Source organism: Pseudomonas gingeri (assembly GCF_013386115.1).
In the GTDB taxonomy this organism is placed as follows: Bacteria; Pseudomonadota; Gammaproteobacteria; order Pseudomonadales; family Pseudomonadaceae; genus Aquipseudomonas; species Aquipseudomonas gingeri.
In genome coordinates this window covers 96,588-117,609 of record NZ_JACAOR010000014.1, presented here as the reverse complement: position 1 = coordinate 117,609, position 21,022 = coordinate 96,588, and the positions used below count along the sequence as shown (strand labels likewise).

The window sequence follows — 21,022 nt, the reverse complement described above, 5'->3', positions numbered from 1 at the left end:
GACGAGCTTTTCATGATCGAACAACACCCCCTTCTACGCAGCCTGGCGATCTACCGGGAAATGCCCTGGCGATTCACCCTGGTGGCGGCGCTGTACGTGGCCATCAACCTGGGGCTGGTCTGGCAACAATGGCTGATCGGCCATGCGGTGAACGACGTCAGCACCGGACGCGCCGTCGTCCACCATCCTGACGGCAGCCTGGACGCCAGCCTCGGTTGGTACTGGCTCGGGCTGATGCTCGCCGTGGCGTTCGGCCGCGGCCTGCTGCAATACGTCGCCAGCGTGTTGTCGCTGGTGATCAGCCAGGAACTGCTGACGCGCCTGCGCGAACGCATCCTGTCCCAGGTGCAGAGCCTGCACCTGGGTTATCACTGGCAACACGGCATGGGCGAAATGATCACTCGCACCACCCGCGATGCCGACAAGGTGCGCGATGCGCTGATCACCTTCTGGCGTCAGCTGGTGGAAACGCCGCTGGTGGTGCTGGCCACCGTGGGCCTGCTGGGCTGGTACGACCCGCTGCTGGGCCTGGTGCCGCTGCTGCTCACGGTCACCGGACTGTGGATCTTCGTGCACCAGACCGGACGCCTGGTGAGCCTGGACCGGGCGGTCGGCAGCGCCTATGACCGGGTCAACCAGGACCTGAGCGAAGGGATTGGCGGCGTGCGGGTGATCAAGTCGTTCGGTCTGGAGCAACGGCGTATCCAGGGCTTCGCCGATCAGGTCGCGGTGTTCGCCGCATTGGCACGCCAGGCACTGGCCTATTCCAGCTCGCGCATTCCACTGCCCCAGGCGGTGGTGGCGCTGGGGCATGTGTGGATTCTGGTGTACGGCGCCCACTTGGTGGCCGCCGGTCAACTCGGGATCGGCGAACTGGTGACCTCGCTGCTGATCGCCACCACCCTGGTATTCCGTATCGAAGGCATCGGCCGGGTGATGCAGACCTTCGCCGATGCCCGCGCCAGCGCCGAGCGTATCTGGCAATTGCTGGATGCACCGGTGGCGATCCGCGGCGGTGCCGCCAGCCTGCCCGCCAGCCCGCTGGGGCTCAAGCTGGAACAGGTCAGCGTCACCGCCCCCGGTGGGGGCCGCGACATCCTGCATGACTCTTCGCTGACCTTGCAGCCTGGAGAGATCGTCGCGCTGGTCGGCGCCACCGGCACCGGCAAGAGCTTGCTGGCCAGCCTGTTGCCACGCCTGAGCGATGTAACGGCCGGGCGCCTGTTGCTCGGCTCGGACAGCAGCGGCTGGCAGGACATCCGTGACCTGCAACTCGGCCCGCTGCGCCAGCGCGTGCATGTCGCGCCGCAGGAAAGTTTCCTGTTCGCCGGTAGCCTGGCGGCCAACCTGCGCCTTGCCGCCCCGGAGGCCAGCGACGAACAACTGCGCGAGGCCCTGCACCTCGCCGCCGCCGAAGACGTCCTGCAGCGCCTGCCCCAGGGCCTGGAAACGCCCCTTGGCGATCGCGGCGTGACCTTGTCCGGAGGCCAGCGCCAACGCCTGTGCCTGGCCCGCGCGTTGCTGGGCAAGCCGGACATCCTGTGCCTGGACGACGCCACCAGCGCCCTCGACGCCATCAGCGAACGCCAGGTACTGCACAACCTGCGGCAACTGCGCGGCACCACGGTGCTGGTGATCTCCAGCAAGCTCTCGACCATTCTGCTGGCCGACCGCGTGCTGATGCTGGCCGACGGCAGGATCACCGCGCAGGGCCGTCACGCCGACCTGCAATCAACCCATGCGCAATACCGTGACCTGCTGGGGATCGATCATGGCTAACCCGCTGCCAGGCAAAGCCTTGAGCGATATCGAAATCGAAGAAATGCTGGCGAAGAAGGCGTTGGATCGCAGCATGTTCAAGCGCTTGCTGCCACTGCTCAGGCCGATCCGCCGGCAGATTGTCGCGGTGATCGGCATCGAGATACTGCTGGTGATCAGCGTCTTTCTGCGGCCGTGGTTTGTGCGTGAACTGCTCGACCGTGGATTGATCCAACAGGCCGATCACTGGCTGCTGGACGAGCGCCTGGTGCTGTGGCTGGGACTCGGCCTGGCGGCCAGCTGGCTGGTGCGTTTCCTGCTGGCCGGGGTCTCGCAATTTGTCGCCGGCGGCGCGGCGATCCGTGTGCTGAACGCGTTGCGGGTGCAGGTATTCGCCCATGTCCAGGGCCTGAGCGTCAGTTACTTCGACCAGACCCGCGCCGGGCGCATCATTTCCCGGGTCGACCGCGATGTCGACGCCCTCGAGCCGCTGGTGATCCAGGGCCCGCCAGAACTGCTGGGCGCCCTGCTGCGCTGTGGCCTGGCCTCGGTGATGCTGTGGCGCATCGACCCGCGGTTCTTCCTCAGCCTGGCGGCCACGGTGCCTTTACTGGTGCTCGCCACCTGGAGTTTCAAGCGCATCTCCCAGCGCAACTGGGCCAGGGTCGCGGAAAACCGCAGCCGCTTTACCGCGCACCTGGTGGAAAGCGTCAGTGGTGCGCGCCTGCTGCAACAGTGTGCCCACGAGGCACCGAACCTGCGGCGCTATCGCCAGTTGCTGGAGGATTTCAACCAGGCGCTGATTCGCGGCAGCTTGCGCTCATCGTGGTTCGCACCGTTTACCGCGCTGCTCAGTTCGGCGGGAATCGCGCTGTTGCTGCTGGTGGGCGCGTATGGCCTGGCGGCGGGCGAGGTCAGTGTCGGCCAGGTCGCGGAAAGCCTGTTCTATGTGTTTTTGTTCCTGGGACCGTTGCAGGAGCTGTCGGACCTGTTTGAGCGCTACGCCACGGGCTCGGCGTCGGCACAGCGGATTTTCCTGCTGCTCGATACCTCGCCGCAGATCGTCGACAGCAGCGGCCCCCGGCCCCTGGAACGGGCGCGTGGCGAAGTGCATTTTGACCAGGTGCTGTTCAGCTACGGACAAGCCCCGGTCATCAACGGCCTGAACCTGCATATCCCGGCGGGTGAAGTGCTGGCGATCGTGGGCCCGTCCGGCCATGGCAAGAGCACCCTGGTGCAATTGCTAACGCGCTTCTACGAAGTGCAGACCGGTGCAGTCCGTCTCGACGGCATCGACGTACGCGAGCTGACGCAACATACCCTGCGTCGCCATGTCGGCGTGGTGTTGCAGGACAACGTGCTGTTCAGCGGCAGCATTCTCGACAACCTGCGCCTCGCCGCCCCCGAAGCCGACGATGCCACCCTGATCGCCGCCGCCCGCGAACTGGGCGCCGATGAAGTGCTGGAGCGCCTGCCTCACCAGTACCACACGGAGGTTGGCCCGCTGGGCGCGCATCTGAGCCACGGCCAGCGGCAGTTGGTATGCCTGGTGCGCGCGTACCTGGCGGACCCGGCGGTGCTGGTGCTGGACGAGGCGACTTCGGCGGTGGACATTCATACCGAACGACGCATCCAGCGGGCGTTGCGCCGGCTGTGCGAGGGACGTACGGCGATCATCATCGCGCATCGGCTGGCGACGATCCGCGATGCCGACCGGATCGCGGTGGTACGCCATGGGCAGGTGGTGGAACTGGGCGCGCATCAGCAGTTGATGGACAAGGACGGACCGTATGCCGCGCTGTACCAGACCTACCTGCGCAGCGCGCGCAGCCACGAGCCGAGCGCCCTATCCCCGTAGGAGCCGGCTTGCCGGCGCCTGCAAGGGCCTGCTGCACGCTCAGCATCGACTGCTGGGCGGGTGCTGCTACAGCAGCACCCGTCTCCTTCCCGCATGCGCAAGCCCCCGTAGCCATTGGGCCCCGCCCCATGGCATGGGCGTTGCAACCACCCCTGCCATCAGGTCCACGCACCTTGCACGACTGAATCAGGAGCATCCATGAGCACTGAATTTTTCTGGCGCCTGCCGCTGGGCACCGACGGCCCGCAGCTGACCACCGACAAACACAACCGTGGCAACCCCGACTACCGCCCCGGTCATATCGCTCCGGGACGCTTGCCCAACGGCGAACCCGACGACTTCACCTACATCGACTACATCGCCCAGGTGGCCAAGGCCGCCGAGCTCGCCGGTTTTGAAGGCGCCCTGCTGCCCACCGGCCCCGAGCCATGGATTGCCGCCGCCGCGCTGGCCCGGGAAACCCGGCGCATCAAGTTCCTGATCGCCTTCCAGGCCACCTGGACCCTGCCCGCCTACGCCGCGCAGCAGGCGGCGATCCTGCAGAATCTCAGCCGTGGCCGCCTGGAGTGGAACATCATCACCGGCGGCAACCCCGCCAGCCAGCGCGCCAACGGCGACTTCCTCGAACATGACCTGCGCTACAAGCGCACCGGCGAGTTCCTCGACATCATCCAGGGCCTGTGGGAGAACGAAAAATTCTCCTACGCCGGCGATATCTACCAGCTGGAAAACGGCAGCCTGCCCGCCGGCCTGCAGCACGAGCGCAAGCCGGGGGTGTATTTCTCCGGGTTCTCCGATGCCGCGCTGGGCGTCGCCGCCAGGCACGCCGATGTCTACCTGAACTGGGCCGAGCCCATCGACAAGCTCAAGCCGCATATCGATCGCGTACGCGAGCTTGCCGACAAACAGGGACGCAGCGTGCGGTTCGGCCTGCGGGTCGACCTGTTCGCCCGCGAGACCGAGGAGCTGGCCTGGAAAGACCTGCGCCGCCAGTTCGACAAGCTTGAAGGCCGGACCAGCGTCGTCGCCAAGGGTTTCACCAGCGGCTCCGATTCGGTGGGCGCCGCGCGGCAAACCGCCTACCACCAGAACGTCGACCGCTTCGACGACCTGATCATCGGCCCCAATCTCTGGGCCGGCTTTGCCAAGGCCAAGCCGGGCCCGACCGTCGGCCTGGTGGGCAGCCACGAAAACATCGCCGAGCGCCTGGTGGAATACCGCGACGCCGGTTTCTCGACCTTCATCCTCGCCGGCAACCCGCACCTCGAAGAAGCCCTGCGCATCGGCCAGGAAGTCCTGCCGCTGGTGCACCGACGCCCGGCCATCCAACCGTTGAAAGCCAGCGCCTGAACGCTGGGGAGAATCCTCGATGACACAACCTCTCGACACCCTCTGGTACACCCGCTGTCCCGTGCCCACCGGCCTGGGTATCGCCGTGCAGAAAGGCTGGCTGCAGGACACCGTCGGCGCCCTGGGCACCGAAGTGCAGTCGCTGCGCGAATCGAATGACAAGGCGGTGCGCGAGTCGCACTTCGATCATACCCTGCAGAATTCGGTCCGCCATGGCGGCAATATCCCGGCGATCTGGGCCCGCGCCCAGGGTCGCGAAACCCGGGTGATCGGCCTGTCCTGGGCGGACGAAGTGCAACTGATCCTGACCCGCCAGGACAGCGGCATCAAGACCGTCAAGGACCTCAAGGGCCGCACCTTCGGCCTGCCGGACTGGGCCGGTGCGCAGATCGATTTCACCCGCGCCCAGGCATTGCGCGGGCTGGAAAACGCGCTGTCGCTGGAAGGCCTGAAGGTCGGCGATGTGAAGCTCGGGAACTTCCGGTATGGCGGCACCTTCAGCGACAACGCCGTGCGCAACGTGGCCGGCACGCCGGTCAATGCACGCACGAGTGAACGCAACCTGGAACTGATCGGCCTGTTGCGCGGCGAGGTCGATGCGATCTTCCTCAAGGGCGCCAGCGCGGCGCAGCACGCCCATGATTTCGGCTTGCACACGGTGATCGACACCGGCTCCCATCCCGACCCGCTGATCCGCAGCAACAACGGCACTCCGCGCACCCTCGCGGTGGACCTGAACCTGCTGGAAAACCATTTCGACGTGGCCACCGGCATCCTCGACTCGGTACTGCGTGCCGAGCAGTGGGCCCACACCCACCCGGAAGACACCCGGCGCTACCTGGCCCGGGAAACCAACAGCAGCGAGTATTGGGTAACCGCGGCCTATGGCGACGATGCACACCTGCGCCTGCGTACCGAACTGGATGAACAGGCGATTGCCGCCCTGCAGGATTTCACCCATTTCCTGCACCGCTGGCGCTTTATCCCGCAAAGCCTCGATGTGCGTGAATGGATTGATGCACGACCGTTGAACGCGCTGCTCAACGGCAAAACCGCGCTGGCAGGCTGACCCGCCAGGCTTCATGGATCCGAACGAAGACCCTTATGAGCAAACCACTCGATACTCTCTGGTACACCCACAGCCCGGTCCCCACCGGGCTCGGCATTGCGGTGCAGTCCGGGCGACTCGCCGAAGCCTTCCTGCCCTATGGCACCAATATCCAATCGTTGCGCGAATCCACGGAGCGGGAAGTTCGCGAAGCCCACTATGATCATCACCTGCAGAACTCGGTACGCCACGGCGGCAATATCCCGGCGATCTGGGCCTATTCCAGCGGCGTCGAAACCCGCGTGCTGGGGCTGTCGTGGAGCGATGAAGTGCAACTGATCCTGACCACCGCCGAAAGCGGTGTGAAGAGCGTGCGCGACCTGAAGAACCGGCGCTTCGGCCTGCCGAAATGGGCCAACGTGCAAATCGATTTTACCCGCGCCCAGGCCCTGCGCGGCCTGGAAAACGCACTCAGGCTGGAAGGCTTGAACGTGGCCGATGTGGAACTGGTGGACTACCCCTACGGTGGCACCTACAGCGACAACCAGACCTCCTATGTCTATGGCCCCGAAGTCAGCCTGGGCGTCAGCCGTTTCAGTCGGCGCAACAACGAACTGATCGGCCTGCTGCGTGGCGATATCGACGCGATCTTTCTCAAGGGCGCGCACGCTGTCCACCTGGCCAACGAGTTCGGCCTTCATGTGGTGGTGGACACCGGCTCGCACCCGGACCCGCTGATCCGTTCCAACAACGGCACGCCGCGTACCCTCACCGTGGACATCAATCTGCTGCGGGAACATTTCGACGCCAGCGTGAAGATCGTCGATACCGTGCTGCGCACCGAGCAATGGGCCTGGGCCAACCCGGACGAGACCCGGCGCTTTCTCGCCAAGGAACTCAATACCAGCGAGTACTGGGTGACGGCGGCCTACGGCGAAGATGCGCACCGCCGCCTGCGCACCACCCTCGATTCGCGTTCGATTGAAGCCCTGCAGGATTTCACCGACTTCCTGCATCGCTGGGACTTCATTCCCCGGCGCTTTGACGTGCGCGACTGGATCGATTTCAGCGTGCTGGAAAAAGTCATCGGTTCCACTTCCCGCGTCGCCGTTTAACCCTGCCCACGACCTGCAGGAGCCCGGCTTGCCGGCGATAGCGTCTTCAAGAACGCCATCGCCGGCAAGCCGGGCTCCTGCAAGGGCCGGGTATATCAGCCCCTGAAGTGTTGCCAGGTCAACACTCCCCTTGCTGCTCCAGCAGCACCCTCCAAGCAACTTCTGCTGAATCTTCGACAGGTGATTTTCACAGCCTGCGGGCGCCGTGGATTTCTCGGTGAGACGCGCCCAAAATAAATAATTTATCTGTTTACTTTCATACACTTACATCACTGTATCAGTCTTGAAATTCTCTTGGCACGATCTCTGCTCTACCCCCTTCAAGGACACTTTTCCGGGGGAGACTGCAATGCATAAAATCAATCCGATCACCAGCGGCCTGTGGCTCGCTTTACTGCTCGCCGGGGGGGCCGCCAGCGAGCAGTTGCTGGCCGCCGACGCCGCTGAAAACGACACCAGCAAAACCGAGCCATCGCTCAAGACCGTGACCGTCACCGCACAGCACCGCGAGCAAACCCTTCAAGAGGTTCCGGTGGCGGTATCGGCGGTCCAGGGCACCCATATCGTGGAGGACGGCGTGCGCTCGATGGGCGATATCACGACCTTCATTCCCAACGCATCGGCCAAGAACCCCGACGGCGACGGCCGGCCGCGCTGGTATATCCGCGGACTGGGGACCGGCGACACCGGCGCGGCTACGGTGTACCCGGTGGGTATCTACGCCGATGACGTGTACCTGAATGCACCGATTGCCGGTGGCGGGCCGCTGTGGGACCTGGAGCGCATAGAAATCCTGCGCGGGCCGCAGGGCACGCTGTACGGCAAGAACACCACGGCAGGCGCGGTGAATATCATCTCGAAGAAACCGACCTTCGACACCGACGGTTTCGGCACCATCGGCTTTGGCAGCAAGAACGAACGCATACTCAGCGGTGCCCTCGGCGGCACCCTGGTGGATGAAAAACTCGCGGCACGGATCTCGCTGTATTCCGAAGAACGCGATGGCTTCCAGAAAAACCTGGTGGACGATCACACCTACGGCGACGTCAACAAAAAGGCCGTGCGCCTGCAATTCTTCGCCCAGCTCAACGATGACCTGGATGCGCTGTGGAAGATCCACAGCCGCGAGTTCAAGGGCGACGGCGCCAACGGCGCGTTGACCCTGGGCCGCTATTACAACGTGGGTTACCAGCGGCCGGCCGGACGCAATATCGCCCTGAACGTCGATGACGATTCCAAACTCAACCACGACGGCACCTCACTGACCCTCAACTGGCACCTGGGCGACTACACCCTGACGTCCATCAGCGCCTATGACTACATTCGCGGCCAGTCCAGCAGCGACGCCGACTACACGCCCTACGAGGTCAACGGCACCGCCACCGCCGACAACAAATACACCCAGTACTCCCAGGAAATCCGCCTGGCCTCGCCCCAGCAGGAAACCCTGCGCTGGCTGGCCGGTGCGCACTATTTCCACGAGGATCTGGACAGCAGCGCCGGACGGTTCATCGCCCCCGGGCCGACACCCAACGGCACCGGCTCCAACCAGGTCAACGGCGCCACCGATTTTCGTGACCTGAGCTACGACCACAAGACCGACAGCTATGCGCTGTTCGGCAACCTGACCTACGACTTCACCGACAATTTCAGCGTCACCGGCGGCCTGCGCTGGACCCAGGAAAAGAAAGATATCGACCTCAGCCTTACCCAGCTGACCCGTGCCACCGCCAACGGCCCGCTGATTCCCCTGGCCGGCGTCGGCACCAACGGCAATCGCCAGGAAGACAAGACCTGGGAAGCCTGGACCTACGACCTGACCCCGGAATACCGCATCAACGACAATGTGCGAGTGTTCTTGCGCTACGCCCATGGCTTCCGTTCCGGCGGCTTCAACACCGGGCTGTCGACCAGCCTGTCGCAGTTGACCACGGTGGACCCGGAACAACTCGACGCCTACGAGTTCGGCGTGAAGTCCGAGTGGTTCAACCGTCGCCTCACGGCCAACGCGAACATCTTCTACTACGACTATTCGGATATTCAGGTGAACCTGCTCACGGTCAACAACGGCGTGCTGACCACCGCGCTGACCAACGGCGCCAAGGGCAAGGTCAAGGGCGCCGAACTGGAGCTGGAAGGCCAGCCCACCGACTACCTGCACCTGCGCGCGGCGGTTTCCTTCCTCGATACCGAATACACCGACTTCAAGAACACCAACCCCAACACCGGTGCGGTCACCGGTGACTACAGCGGCAACAGCTTCGTTCGTTCGCCGCGCAACGTGGTGTCCCTCGGCGGCGACTACACCATCCCGCTGGAAATCGGCGGCAAGCTGGTGGCCGGGGCCGACGTGAGCTTTCGCGACAAGGAGTACTTCCTCGCCGACCGCCAGAGCAGTGCCGACAAGGACCTGAGTCAGCCTCATTACACCTTGGCCAACAGCCGCCTGACCTGGTACAGCGCCGACGAAAAACTCAGCGTCACCGGCTTCGTCAACAACCTCACCGACCGCCGCTACCAGGTCCATGGCCGGCCGAACGGTGGCCTGGGCCAATACGTGATCACCTATGGCGACCCGCGCACCGTGGGCCTGAGCGTGACCAGCCGCTTCTGACCCCACCACAAACAACGCCACCTCACCTTGCAGGAGCCCGGCTTGCCGGCGACAGGGCCCTTGAGGCCGCTAAAAGCTTCGTGGGCAAGCCCGCTCCCACACAAGCCGGGCTCCTACAAGGTGGGTAATTTCCTGAAAGGACCTCTTTTATGTTCCGACGTACTCCGTTGGCCGGCGCCATCGCGCTGGTCATGGGCAGCCTTGCCGTGCCTGTATTTGCCGCGGATGACAACCAGCCCACCGCGAAAAACGATCACCTGGATACCGTGGTGGTGCTCGGCACACGGCGCAGCGACCTGACCGCCCTGCAAAGCGCGGCACCGGTGGATGTACTGTCCGGCGAGCAGTTGCAGCAGACCGGTGCCACCGACCTGTCCGGCGCCCTGACCGCCTTGTCGCCATCGTTCAACTTCCCGCAGTCGCCCCAAGGTGCGTTTGCCGGCTCCATCGCCCAGGGGGCATCGCTGCGCGGCCTGGCCTCGGACCAGGTGCTGGTGCTGGTCAACGGCAAGCGCCGCCACAGCAGCGCCAACATCACCCGCCAGAGCCTGGTCAATGGTCGTGGCGCGGCAGCGGTGGACTTGAGCCTGATCCCGCTGAGCGCGATCCAGCGCGTGGAGATCCTGCGCGATGGTGCCGCCGCCCAATACGGCTCCGATGCGATTGCCGGGGTGATCAACATCGTGCTCAAGGAAAACGATGACGGCGGCAACCTGGGTTATCGTTACGGCGGCTACGACAAGGGCGACGGCATCCAGCGCAAGCTCAGCGGCTGGAAAGGTTTCACGCTGCCCAACGACGGTTTCCTCACCTTGAGTTTCGACGCCGGCAGCCAGGACCCCGCCAGTGACACCAACCCCGACAACCGGATCTTTTACCCCGGCGATACCAGCGTCAACACGCCTCGCGAGCAGAACAACCGCTACCGCACCTGGCGTTGGGGTTCGGGCAATATCTCGGACCAGTACAATTTCGTGGCCAACAGCGAGATCGGGGTCGGAGAAGGCCTGACCGCCTACGGGTTCGCCACCTACTCCCACAAGAACACCGACGCCGAGGGCTTCTTCGACCCGCCCACGGCCTTGCGCAACAACTACGGCAGTACCGCGTTGCAACGCTATCCGGACGGCCGCCTGCCGATCACCCGCTACGGCCTGGAAGACTATGCCGTCACCGGCGGCCTGCGCTTCGAGAACGAACGACTGGGCAAGTTCGACCTGGCGCTGAACCACGGCGACAACACGCTCAAATCCACCGACCGCAATGCGATCAACCCCAGCTACGGCGTCGACAGCCCGTCGAAGATCTATACCGGCGAACGCGAAAACGACCAGACCAACCTGACCCTGGACTGGGTACGCGACTTCCCCACCGACCTGCTGTTCAAGCCGCTGACCCTGTCGGCGGGCCTGGCCTGGCGCAAGGAGAACTACCAACTGAGCGCGGGCGAAGCCGCCGGCTGGCAGAACGGGCCGCTGTTCAATACCGTCGACCCGATTACCGGGCGGCGGATTCCCGGCTACTACTCAGGTATCACCCAGGTCGACGCGGCGTCGCTGGACCGCAAGGTGCTGGGCGCCTACATCGACGTCGAAGGCCAGATCACCGAGAAATTCCAGGCCGGCGTCGCGGTGCGTACCGAACACTATTCGGACTTTGGCGACACCACCAACGGCAAGCTGTCGCTGCGCTATGACTTCACCCCGCAGATCGCCGCGCGCGCTACGGCCAGCACCGGTTATCGCGCGCCGTCGCTGGTACAGAGCGGCATGTCGTCGTTCAGTGTGCAGGTAGTGGAACAACCGCCAGGCAGCGGCAACTACGTCGAGGTGCAGCAGCGTACGTTGCGCGCCAACAGCCCGGAAGCCCAGGCACTCGGCGGCAAGGCGCTCAAGCCCGAAGAGTCGACCAACTACTCCCTGGGCCTGGTGTGGCGCCCGGTGGACAATGCCTCGGTGACGGTGGACGCCTACCGCATCAACATCGACAACCGCATCACCCTCTCCGACCAGTTGCCCGCCAGCGTGGTCACGCCGATCTTCGCCGGCACGCCCTACGCCAACATCCAGAGCGCGGCGTTCTACACCAACGTCGCCGACACCCGCACCGACGGCATCGAGCTGACCGGCAATTACCAGTGGGACTTGCAGCAATGGGGCCGCCTGAACCTGAGCAGCGGCTTTGCCAAGACCAACACCACCATCACCGGCTTGCGCGATGTCGGAAGTATCAAGGGTTCGCAGATTGTCGGGCGCAACACCCAGGGGCTGATCGAAGACGGCACACCGGACACCAAGCTGACCCTGAGCGCCAACTGGCTGTATGAAAACTGGGGCGTCAATATCGCCCAGCGCCGCTACGGCGAATGGAAAAGCCTCAACGCCACCAACCCCAACCTGGACCAGACCTTCAGCCCGCAATGGGTAACCGACGTGGATCTGTCCTACACCTTTCACAAGGGCGTGAAGGTCTCGGTGGGCGCGATCAACCTGTTCGACACCCATCCGGACAAGGCCGATGGCGCGCAGCTGTATGGCGTACCGAAGTATTCGATCACCAGCCCGGAAGGTGCCCAGGGCGCGTTCTACTACACCAGCATCAGCTACGACTTCTGAAGCGACTGCTGAATGGGTGCTGCTCCAGCAGCACCTGACCACCAATTCCCCCGTGGGACCCCGGATTGCCGGTGATAGCGGCCGCTGCTTTATCGCCGGCAAGCCGGGCGCCGGCAAGGGTTGGCGTGGTCCCGGGGTCATGTGGCACATGTCTTGCGATAGCCCCGGGGTACTTCGCTGAATAAGACCTGCCATGCGCGCCCATCGATCGTTGACCGCCCTATCCTGGCTTATCTCGCCCCTGGCCCTGCTGGCTGCCTGGGCCCTGGTCGCCCACCTGGGGATCTTCCCCCGCAACCTGCTGGTACCGCCCGCCCAGGTGCTGCAGACCTTCGGGGAACTGCTCGTCAGCGGCGAACTGCCGGAGCACCTGGGCAACAGCCTGTCGCGCCTCGGCCTGGGTTTTGGCATCGGTTCGCTATGCGGCCTGGCGTTCGGCGTGCTGATGGCCTTGTCGAAGAATGTCGAGGTGTATTGCGGGCCGCTGTTTCACACGTTGCGCCAGATCCCCAGCATCGCCCTGATCCCGATGTTTGTGCTGCTGTTCGGTATCGATGAAACCTTCAAGATCATCATCGTCGCCAAGACCGCGTTTTTCCCGGTGGCCCTGGCGGCCGGCGAGGGGGTGCGCGGCATCCCGCGCAGTTATTTCGAAGTGGCCGACGTCTACCGCCTGCGCTGGCCGACCTTTGTGCGCCTGGTGGCCCTGCCCGCCGCCGCACCGCCGATCATCACCGGCTTTCGCATCAGCCTGACCCGTGCCTGGGTGGTGCTGGTGGCCACGGAGCTGCTGGCGGCCGACAGCGGCCTGGGCCAGATGATTGAAATGGCCCGGCAGATGCTGCGCATCGATGTCGTGATGGTGGGCGTAGTGGTCACCGGGGTGATTGGTTTTGCCCTCGACCATGCCTTTCGCCGCCTTGAACAGCACCTCTTCCGCTGGCAGACCCGCTAGGAGCCCTCATGTTGCCTCTACTGAAAAAAGCCCGTGGAGGGTTGCTGCCCCTGCTGCTGATCCTGGCGTGGGAATACGCCTCGCGCCAGGACGCCGCCGGTGCCTATGCGTTTGTGCCGCTCTCGGCGATCGGTTCGGCGTTGCTCGAGATGCTGGGTAACGGCGAACTGCTGGTCAACCTCCTGGCGAGCCTGGCACGCACCAGCAGCGGCCTGCTGCTGGGCATTCTGCTCGGTGTGACGCTGGGGGTGGCGATGGCGCTTTCCACCGTCGCCAACCGCCTGATCGGGCCACTGTTCCACTCGATTCGCCAGGTACCGATGCTCGGCTGGATTCCCCTGATTGCCATATGGTTCGGCAATGGCGAGTTTTCCAAAGTACTGATCGTCACCCTCGCGGCGTTTTATCCGATGGTGCTCAACACCTACCAGGGCTTCAGTCATGTCGAGCGGCGCTACCGCGAAGTCGGCCAGGTGCTGGTGTTGACCCCGCTGCAGCAGTTCACCCGGGTGCTGTTGCCCGCGGCATTGCCGAGCATCGCCACCGGGGTGTTGCAGGCCCTGGCCTTTGCCTGGGTGACCGCCATCGGCAGTGAGCTGTTCCTGTCCTCAGGGGCGGGCCTGGGCAACCTGATGATGAACGCCGAGGCCGGCTCGCGCATGGAAGTGATCGTGCTCAGCGTGCTGTGCATCGGCTTGCTCGGCTACCTGATGACCCTGTTGTTTACCCTTCTGAGTCGCCACCTGCTGCGCTGGCGCAACCTCCGTTGAAAGGCCCCGACATGAATGCAATCGCCCACCATGCCCTCCATCACCACCTGCAAACAGGCGCCCTGCAGATCCGCGGCCTGAACAAGGCCTATCGGATCGAAGGCCGCTCGCTGCCGGTATTGCAGGACATCCACCTCGACGTGCGCCCTGGGGAGTTCGTCAGCATCGTCGGCGCCAGCGGCTGCGGTAAATCCACCCTGTTGCGGCTGATTGTCGGGCTGGAAGCCGAGTACGAGGGCGATATCCTGCTGGACGGCAAACGCATCGCCGCCACCAGCCTGGAACGCGGCATCGTGTTTCAAGACCATCGATTGTTTCCGTGGATGACCGTCAGCCAGAACATCGCCCTGGCCCTGAAGAACCACCCGCTGCCCCAGGCCGAGAAGGATCGCCAGGTGGCCGAGCATATCGCCCTGGTCAACCTCTCGGGCTTTGAAAACGCCTACCCGCACCAGCTTTCCGGTGGCATGGCGCAACGTGCGGCCATTGCCCGGGCGCTGATCAACAAACCCAAGGTGTTGTTGCTCGACGAGCCGCTGGGCGCCCTCGATGCGCTGACCCGCGTGCACCTGCAACGTGAGTTGCAGCGCATCTGGGCACAGCAGCGCTGCACGGTGATCATGGTGACCCACGACATCGAGGAAGCGCTGTACCTGGGCGAGCGCGTGATCGTCATGGACGCGCATCCCGGGCGGATCAAGCACCAGATCGAAGTGGACCTGCCGCATCCTCGGGATCGCACATCAGCGGTGCTGCAAGGGTACAAGGAGCAATTGCTGGAAGAGTTGGTGGGGCATTGATCAACCGCCAGGTCCTCTGGGGTTATCCGGGCTGGCTGAGGCGCCTCCTTCTATCCCGACGCCAGATACCGAAACCCCACACCGGTCGCTCCCGGCCCGGCCATAAAAACTGGTAGAGCGATCTGCCAGTGGGATAACATTTGGCCATGAGCACTTCAAAGACCCGTGAATCCTCCAGCGTTCGCCAGGAAATCCTTGATGTCGGCCAGCGCATCATGGCCGCCAAAGGTTATTCTGCCGTGGGCCTGAACGAGATTCTGGCTACCGCCGGAGTCCCGAAAGGATCCTTCTATCATTACTTCAGCTCCAAGGACGCTTTTGGCGAGGCGATCCTGGAGAGCTATTTCCACGACTACCTGGCCGATCTCGACCAGACACTCAGCCAACCCGGCCTGACGATGGCACAGCGGTTGGTGAACTATTGGCGTGCATGGCAGGACACCCAATCCTTCCTGGATTGCCAGGGCAAGTGCCTGGCGGTGAAGCTGGGTGTCGAAGTCGCCGATCTTTCGGAGCCCATGCGTGCCGTGCTCAAGCGCGGCACGTCGGGTATCACCAGTCGACTCGGCAAAGCCATCGAGGCCGGCGTCGCGGAAGGATCGCTACGGATCAGCGCCGAGCCGGATATCGTTGCACAAAGCCTCTATCAGCTATGGCTGGGCGCCAGTGTCATGGTGAAAATTGCCAGAACCACCCAGCCCTTCGACATGGCCATGACCACCACCCGCCAGATACTCAATCTGCGCTGACTGGCGAAGGCGACGCCGATCGCGTTGCCTCTTGGCCTTGGCGACTCCGGATACAGACGCCGGCGCCGTCGCTCAGTTTCCCCCCGTCTCAGCTCTCATATTGCTCCCGTGCGCCCCCTGCCCATGGCAAAAAACCATGGGGGAAAAATTTCGCAAAGAACTAGACGACTGGTCTATTAGCGATTAACGTAGCCACACATTCACCGCAAAGGAATCATCAAGATGAAAGTTCTCATGGTCCTGACCTCGCACGACACCCTCGGCAATACCGGCCGTAAAACCGGTTTCTGGCTCGAGGAGCTGGCGGCGCCCTACTACACCTTTCTCGCGGCCAACGCCGAAATCGTCCTGGCCTCGCCAAAAGGCGGCCAGCCACCACTGGATCCGAAGAGCAACGAGCCGTCCTTCCAGACCGACCTGACCCGCCGTTTCGAAGCCGACGCCCGGGCGACAGCCTTGCTCGCCAACACCGTACGCCTGGACAGCGTCTCGCCAGCGGATTTCGACGCGGTCTTCTATCCGGGCGGCCACGGCCCGCTCTGGGATCTGGCCGAAGATCCGATCTCTATCCGATTGATCGAGTCGTTCCTTGCCGCCGACAAGCCAGCAGCCCTCGTCTGCCACGCTCCCGGCGTCCTGCGCCACGTGAAGAAGCCTGACGGCACACCGCTGGTCGCGGGCAAGAATGTCACCGGATTCACCAATACCGAGGAAGAAGCCGTAGGCCTCACCCACGTAGTGCCCTTCCTGGTCGAGGACGTACTGAAGGCCAACGGCGGCCTGTACTCCAAAGGCGACGACTGGGCGTCCTACGTGGTCAGCGACGGCCTGCTGATCACCGGCCAGAACCCGGCGTCGTCCAGTGAAGCCGCGAAGGTCCTGGTGGACAAACTGAACCCGAACAACGCCTGAGCCGGTCCTTGGCGGGAGACAGCCAACCTCTCCCGCCGCTGTTTATCCCATTGCCATCCTCAGTCACCACGCCATGGGCGTGGGGCTTGGGTGCATGCCGTTCGGTGCTGTGGGAAGAAATGAAGGAATTGCACCCCGCCGCCCTTTATGGCGGCGATGCCGGGCTTCCAGCCGGTATCCGGAGGGCAAGGCCTTCGAACACTCGGTGGAGGGTTTTATCACCGGCCAGGTGTTGTTCGTGGATGCCTGACGGCACCCTTGAAGGGTTTTCAGCTTAGACAGGCAGTATCACGGCAATACCCCGTTCTACTGCCGCGACCGACTGGCTGCTGCCGTGCGAGAAACCCGTCGCGTCAACGCCAGATATAAAAAATGCACAAACAAAAACGCCACTCGATTGAGTGGCGTTTTTGTGTATTTGGAGCGGGAAACGAGACTCGAACTCGCGACCCCGACCTTGGCAAGGTCGTGCTCTACCAACTGAGCTATTCCCGCGTCTTGGTGGTGCGCATTCTATAGAATCCACGCACCACGTCAACCCCTTGATTCAAAATAGTTTTATTTCTTTTCAGGATTTTCCGCATTGATCTTCAGATGCGGCCAGGCGGCCCGCAGGTACTGCACCATCGACCACAGGGTCAGGCCAGCGGCAATCATCAACAGGCTATAGCCCACCAGGACCCAGAAGCTGAAGTCCGACGGATTGGCCAGCAGGATCACCAGCGCCAGCATCTGCGCCGCGGTTTTCCATTTGCCCATGTTCGACACGGCGACCTGCGCCCGCTCGCCCAGCTCGGCCATCCACTCGCGCAGGGCCGAAACCACGATCTCCCGCCCGATGATCACCGCCGCCGGCAGGGTCAGCCAGAGGTTGCCGTGCTCCTGCACCAGCAGCACCAGCGCCACCGCGACCATCAGCTTGTCCGCCACCGGATCGAGGAACGCCCCGAATGGCGTGCTCTGCTCCAGGCGTCGGGCCAGGTAACCGTCCAGCCAATCGGTCGCCGCGGCAAAGGCGAACACCGAACTGGCCGCCATGTAGCTCCACTGGTACGGCAGGTAGAACAGCAAAATGAAGATCGGGATAAGTAAAACGCGTAGAACGGTGATCAGATTAGGGATATTCATCGGCACAACTGGCTACGAGGTGAAGGAACATTCTACTCGCTGTGCAGACTTGCATAAATCAACTCCGCGAGCTTTTTACTGATCCCCGGTGCTTTGGCGATCTCGTCGATGCTTGCACGGGACAGCTCCTGCAATCCACCAAAATGTTTCAACAGTTCGCGGCGGCGCTTCGGCCCGACACCCGCCACCCCTTCCAGGGTCGAGGTACGGCGGGTCTTGCCCCGTCGCGCGCGGTGCCCGGTAATGGCGAAACGGTGGGCCTCGTCGCGAATCTGCTGGATCAGGTGCAGTGCCGGCGAGTCGCCCTTGAGGGTGAACTCGTGGGCGGCATCGTTGAGGTACAGGGTCTCGAAACCGGCCTTGCGCGTGGCGCCCTTGGCCACGCCCAGCAGGATCAGGTCCGGCACGGCCAGCTCGTTGAGCACATCGCGGGCCATCGACAACTGCCCCTTGCCACCGTCCACCAACAGGATATCCGGCAACTTGCCCTCGCCGTCCTTCAGCTTGCTGAAGCGCCGGGTCAGCGCCTGGTGCATCGCCGCATAGTCGTCGCCGGCGGTCACGCCCTCGATATTGTAGCGCCGGTAGTCGGACTTGATCGGCCCTTCCGGACCGAACACCACGCAGGAAGCCACGGTCGCCTCGCCGCTGGAGTGGCTGATGTCGTAACACTCCAGGCGCTGCGGCGGCTCGTCCAGGTTCAGCACCTCGGCCAGTGCCTCGAAACGCGCGGCGACGTGCTGACGATTGGCCAGGCGCGCGCCCAGGGCCTGCTCGGCATTGGTCACCGCCAGTTGCTGCCAGCGCGCACGGGTGCCGCGCACCCGGTGACTGATGCTCAGCTCACGGCCGCGCAGTTCCTCGATGGCGGCGATCAGGGTCGGGAAATCCTCATGGACCACGTTGACGATCAGTTCGCTGGGCAGGTCGCGCTCGGGGCTGCTGACGAAGTACTGCCCGAGAAATGCCGCCATGACCTCGGACACGTCTTCGTCGATCCCGACCTGCGGGAAGAAGTTCTTGCTGCCCAGGACCCGCCCGCCGCGCACGCTGATCAGGTGCACGCAGGCGCCGCCCGGGTTGACGAACGCGGCGATGACATCGACATCGCCGGTACCGCCTTCCATGCTCTGCTGGTCCTGTACCCGCCGCAGCAGCGAGATCTGGTCGCGCAACTCGGCCGCCCGCTCGAAATCCAGGGTACTGGCCGCCTGCTCCATGCCGGCATTGAGTTCGTCGGTCAGGGCGTTGCTGCGCCCCTCCAGGAACATCACCGAATGGCGCACGTCCTCGGCGTACTCCTGCGGCTCCACCAGCCCGACGCAAGGCGCCTTGCAGCGCTTGATCTGGTACTGCAGGCACGGACGCGTGCGGTTCTTGTAGTAGCTGTCCTCGCACTGGCGCACGTGAAAGGTCTTTTGCAGCAGCGCCAGGCTTTCGCGAATCGCCCCGGCACTCGGATAGGGTCCGAAGTACTTGCCCTTGAGCTTCTTCGCCCCACGGTGAATGCTCAGGCGCGGGTAATCGCCGTCCGAGAGAAACACGTAGGGATAGGATTTGTCGTCGCGCAGCAGGATGTTGTACGGCGGCCGCCATTCCTTGATCAGCGTCTGCTCGAGCAGCAACGCCTCGGTTTCGTTGGCGGTGATGGTGGTTTCCACCTGGGCGATACGCCCCACCAGGGCCGCAGTCTTCGCCGTGAGGCCGGCCTTGCGGAAATAGCTGGCGAGGCGATTCTTCAGGTTCTTGGCCTTGCCCACGTAAAGCAGGCGCGCATCGCTGTCGAACATGCGATACACACCGGGACGGCCGCTGCAGGTGGAAAGAAAAGCGCTTGAATCGAACAGGTCAGTCATTGTCAGCCGGCATCGACCATGCCGTGGCGAACCGCCAGGAGCGTCAACTCGACATCACTGCTGACCGACAGCTTCTCGAAAATCCGATAACGGTAGGTGTTCACGGTTTTCGGCGACAGGCACAACTTGTCCGAGATGATCTGCACCTTCTGGCAACCGACGATCATCAGGGCAATCTGGATTTCCCGCTCGGACAGGGCATCGAACGGCGAATCGCTGGCCGGCTGGAAGGACTTGAGCGCCAACTGCTGGGCAATTTGCGGGCTGATGTAGCGTTGCCCGGCAAACACCAGGCGAATCGCCTGGACCATTTCCGCCAATCCTGCCCCTTTGGTCAGGTAACCGGCGGCACCGGCTTGCAGCAGGCGTGTCGGAAACGGGTCTTCCTCGCACACGGTGACCGCCACGACCTTGATGTCAGGGTGGCTGCGCAGCAACTTACGTGTGGCTTCAAGACCGCCGATGCCCGGCATCTTGACGTCCATCAACACTACATCTGGCTTGAGTTCCCGCGTTTTCAGCAGGGCTTCCTCGCCCGACTCCGCCTGGCCTACGACCTGCAGGCCATCGATGTCGGCGAGCATCCGAGTAATGCCTGTACGCACAAGATCATGGTCATCGACAACTAGCACCCTAATCAAGCAGACACCTCGCGAATATGGTCTTATCAGGTTATTGACCACCTTAGCAAAAAACCGGCGGCCTGACCTAGCTGCAAGCGTCACATAAGAGTGTCAATGCGCTATAAGCCTCTGCGGGGGTCGCAAACGCTTGCGATCAATAGAGGAATGACTCAGGAGCCGCCCGGTCCCTTGTGGCCCCTGGTGCCATAGGGGGCAATGGCTTCGGCCAGGGTCGTGGTCAACTGGCTGATCGCTTCCTGGTCTGCCTTGCGCAGCGTGCGGTAGCTGCCCAGGACTTTTTCTTCGTTGGAGTTGAGGTTGTCCACCAGCGTGGGAGTCCGGTTGCCGGTGAGAACATAAAGCACATCGACGCCTCGCTCGGCCACGCGCGACAAATAGTCCGCCTTCGGCGCGCGGTCACCGCTTTCATATTTACCCTGGGCGTTGGCCTCAACGCCTCCGATTTCACCAAAAGCCTTCTGCGACAATCCAAGTCGCTCCCTCTCTTGCCGCAATCGCGAACCAATTCCATTCATTTGGATGTAAGATCCCACTCTAAGCACCCCTAAGGGTGGTACACTCAACAAGATTTAAACAAAATTGAACGGTTTTGAACTATGCCCGGTATTCGGACTGCCGCACAAGCCAAGGCTTGGCTGGAACATCAAGGGAAATCGGTTCAGGAGTTTGCGCGCGAGCATGGCGTCGACCCGGCAACCACCTATCAAGTGCTCGCTGGGCGAAAAAAGGGACGGCGTGGGGAAGCCCATAAGGTCGCGGTCCTGCTGGGCATGAAAGACGGCATCATCCTGGAAGCCGGCGGCCAGGCCGGTGAATAAACCGGCCTGCTCGGATCAGTATGCGCCTCAAA

At 63.3% G+C, this 21,022-nt stretch carries 17 protein-coding genes and 1 tRNA gene; 13 read left to right on the top strand and 5 right to left on the bottom strand.

From position 1 onward, the window contains the following. Positions 1–12: 12 nt before the first annotated feature. The 12 genes from HX881_RS27470 to HX881_RS27415 all read left to right on the top strand — a co-directional run bounded on the left by HX881_RS27470 (position 13) and on the right by HX881_RS27415 (position 16,544). On the top strand, positions 13–1,779 hold the full coding sequence (locus HX881_RS27470; RefSeq protein ID WP_177087600.1) for an ABC transporter ATP-binding protein: 1,767 nt from the start codon (positions 13–15) through the stop codon (positions 1,777–1,779). Then, positions 1,772–3,616 (top strand): ABC transporter ATP-binding protein, encoded by a 1,845-nt coding sequence (locus HX881_RS27465; protein WP_177087598.1) that lies wholly within the window; start codon positions 1,772–1,774, stop codon positions 3,614–3,616. The genes HX881_RS27470 and HX881_RS27465 overlap by 8 nt, the downstream gene beginning before the upstream one ends. Positions 3,617–3,814: 198 nt before the next feature. Next, entirely contained in the window at positions 3,815–4,966 is a 1,152-nt protein-coding gene (locus HX881_RS27460; RefSeq protein WP_017128106.1) for an LLM class flavin-dependent oxidoreductase, read from the top strand. 19 nt (positions 4,967–4,985) lie between these two features. After that, entirely contained in the window at positions 4,986–6,035 is a 1,050-nt protein-coding gene (locus HX881_RS27455) for an ABC transporter substrate-binding protein (RefSeq protein ID WP_177087596.1), read from the top strand. Between the two features lie 35 nt (positions 6,036–6,070). Next, entirely contained in the window at positions 6,071–7,129 is a 1,059-nt protein-coding gene (locus HX881_RS27450; RefSeq protein WP_017128104.1) for an ABC transporter substrate-binding protein, read from the top strand. A gap of 349 nt (positions 7,130–7,478) precedes the next feature. Beyond that, on the top strand, positions 7,479–9,743 hold the full coding sequence (locus tag HX881_RS27445) for a TonB-dependent receptor (protein ID WP_017128103.1): 2,265 nt from the start codon (positions 7,479–7,481) through the stop codon (positions 9,741–9,743). Positions 9,744–9,892: 149 nt separating this feature from the next. Next, the gene (locus HX881_RS27440) at positions 9,893–12,358 is read left to right on the top strand and encodes a TonB-dependent receptor plug domain-containing protein (protein ID WP_017128102.1); all 2,466 of its coding nucleotides are present in this window, start codon (positions 9,893–9,895) and stop codon (positions 12,356–12,358) included. A 193-nt stretch (positions 12,359–12,551) separates the two neighbouring features. Continuing rightward, positions 12,552–13,313, top strand: a complete 762-nt coding sequence (locus HX881_RS27435; protein WP_177087594.1) for an ABC transporter permease — start codon at positions 12,552–12,554, stop codon at positions 13,311–13,313. Positions 13,314–13,321: 8 nt separating this feature from the next. Next, on the top strand, positions 13,322–14,083 hold the full coding sequence (locus HX881_RS27430; protein ID WP_177087592.1) for an ABC transporter permease: 762 nt from the start codon (positions 13,322–13,324) through the stop codon (positions 14,081–14,083). An 11-nt stretch (positions 14,084–14,094) separates the two neighbouring features. Beyond that, positions 14,095–14,883, top strand: coding sequence for an ABC transporter ATP-binding protein (locus tag HX881_RS27425; protein ID WP_017128099.1), 789 nt, complete (start codon positions 14,095–14,097; stop codon positions 14,881–14,883). A 146-nt stretch (positions 14,884–15,029) separates the two neighbouring features. After that, a complete protein-coding gene (locus tag HX881_RS27420) occupies positions 15,030–15,632 on the top strand; it encodes a TetR/AcrR family transcriptional regulator (RefSeq protein ID WP_177087590.1) in 603 nt (200 codons plus the stop codon). Between the two features lie 222 nt (positions 15,633–15,854). After that, on the top strand, positions 15,855–16,544 hold the full coding sequence (locus tag HX881_RS27415) for a type 1 glutamine amidotransferase domain-containing protein (protein ID WP_177087588.1): 690 nt from the start codon (positions 15,855–15,857) through the stop codon (positions 16,542–16,544). Positions 16,545–16,963: 419 nt separating this feature from the next. Here HX881_RS27415 and HX881_RS27410 read toward each other — a convergent pair. From HX881_RS27410 to HX881_RS27390, 5 genes are all read right to left on the bottom strand, one after another. Next, a tRNA-Gly gene (locus HX881_RS27410) sits at positions 16,964–17,039 on the bottom strand. A 63-nt stretch (positions 17,040–17,102) separates the two neighbouring features. Continuing rightward, a complete protein-coding gene (gene pgsA / locus HX881_RS27405; RefSeq protein ID WP_026013470.1) occupies positions 17,103–17,672 on the bottom strand; it encodes a CDP-diacylglycerol--glycerol-3-phosphate 3-phosphatidyltransferase in 570 nt (189 codons plus the stop codon). 32 nt (positions 17,673–17,704) lie between these two features. Then, complete coding sequence (gene uvrC / locus HX881_RS27400; protein ID WP_017124603.1) at positions 17,705–19,528, bottom strand: excinuclease ABC subunit UvrC; 1,824 nt, start codon at positions 19,526–19,528, stop codon at positions 17,705–17,707. Positions 19,529–19,530: 2 nt separating this feature from the next. Continuing rightward, complete coding sequence (gene gacA / locus HX881_RS27395; protein WP_083875282.1) at positions 19,531–20,169, bottom strand: response regulator transcription factor GacA; 639 nt, start codon at positions 20,167–20,169, stop codon at positions 19,531–19,533. 152 nt (positions 20,170–20,321) lie between these two features. Next, entirely contained in the window at positions 20,322–20,687 is a 366-nt protein-coding gene (locus HX881_RS27390; protein ID WP_042934676.1) for a helix-turn-helix domain-containing protein, read from the bottom strand. A gap of 81 nt (positions 20,688–20,768) precedes the next feature. On the opposite strand from HX881_RS27390, the gene HX881_RS27385 reads away from it, so the two are divergent. Then, positions 20,769–20,990 carry a DNA-binding protein gene (locus HX881_RS27385; protein ID WP_177065654.1) on the top strand — a complete coding sequence of 74 codons (222 nt, stop codon included), beginning with the start codon at positions 20,769–20,771 and terminating at the stop codon, positions 20,988–20,990. Positions 20,991–21,022: the final 32 nt, after the last annotated feature.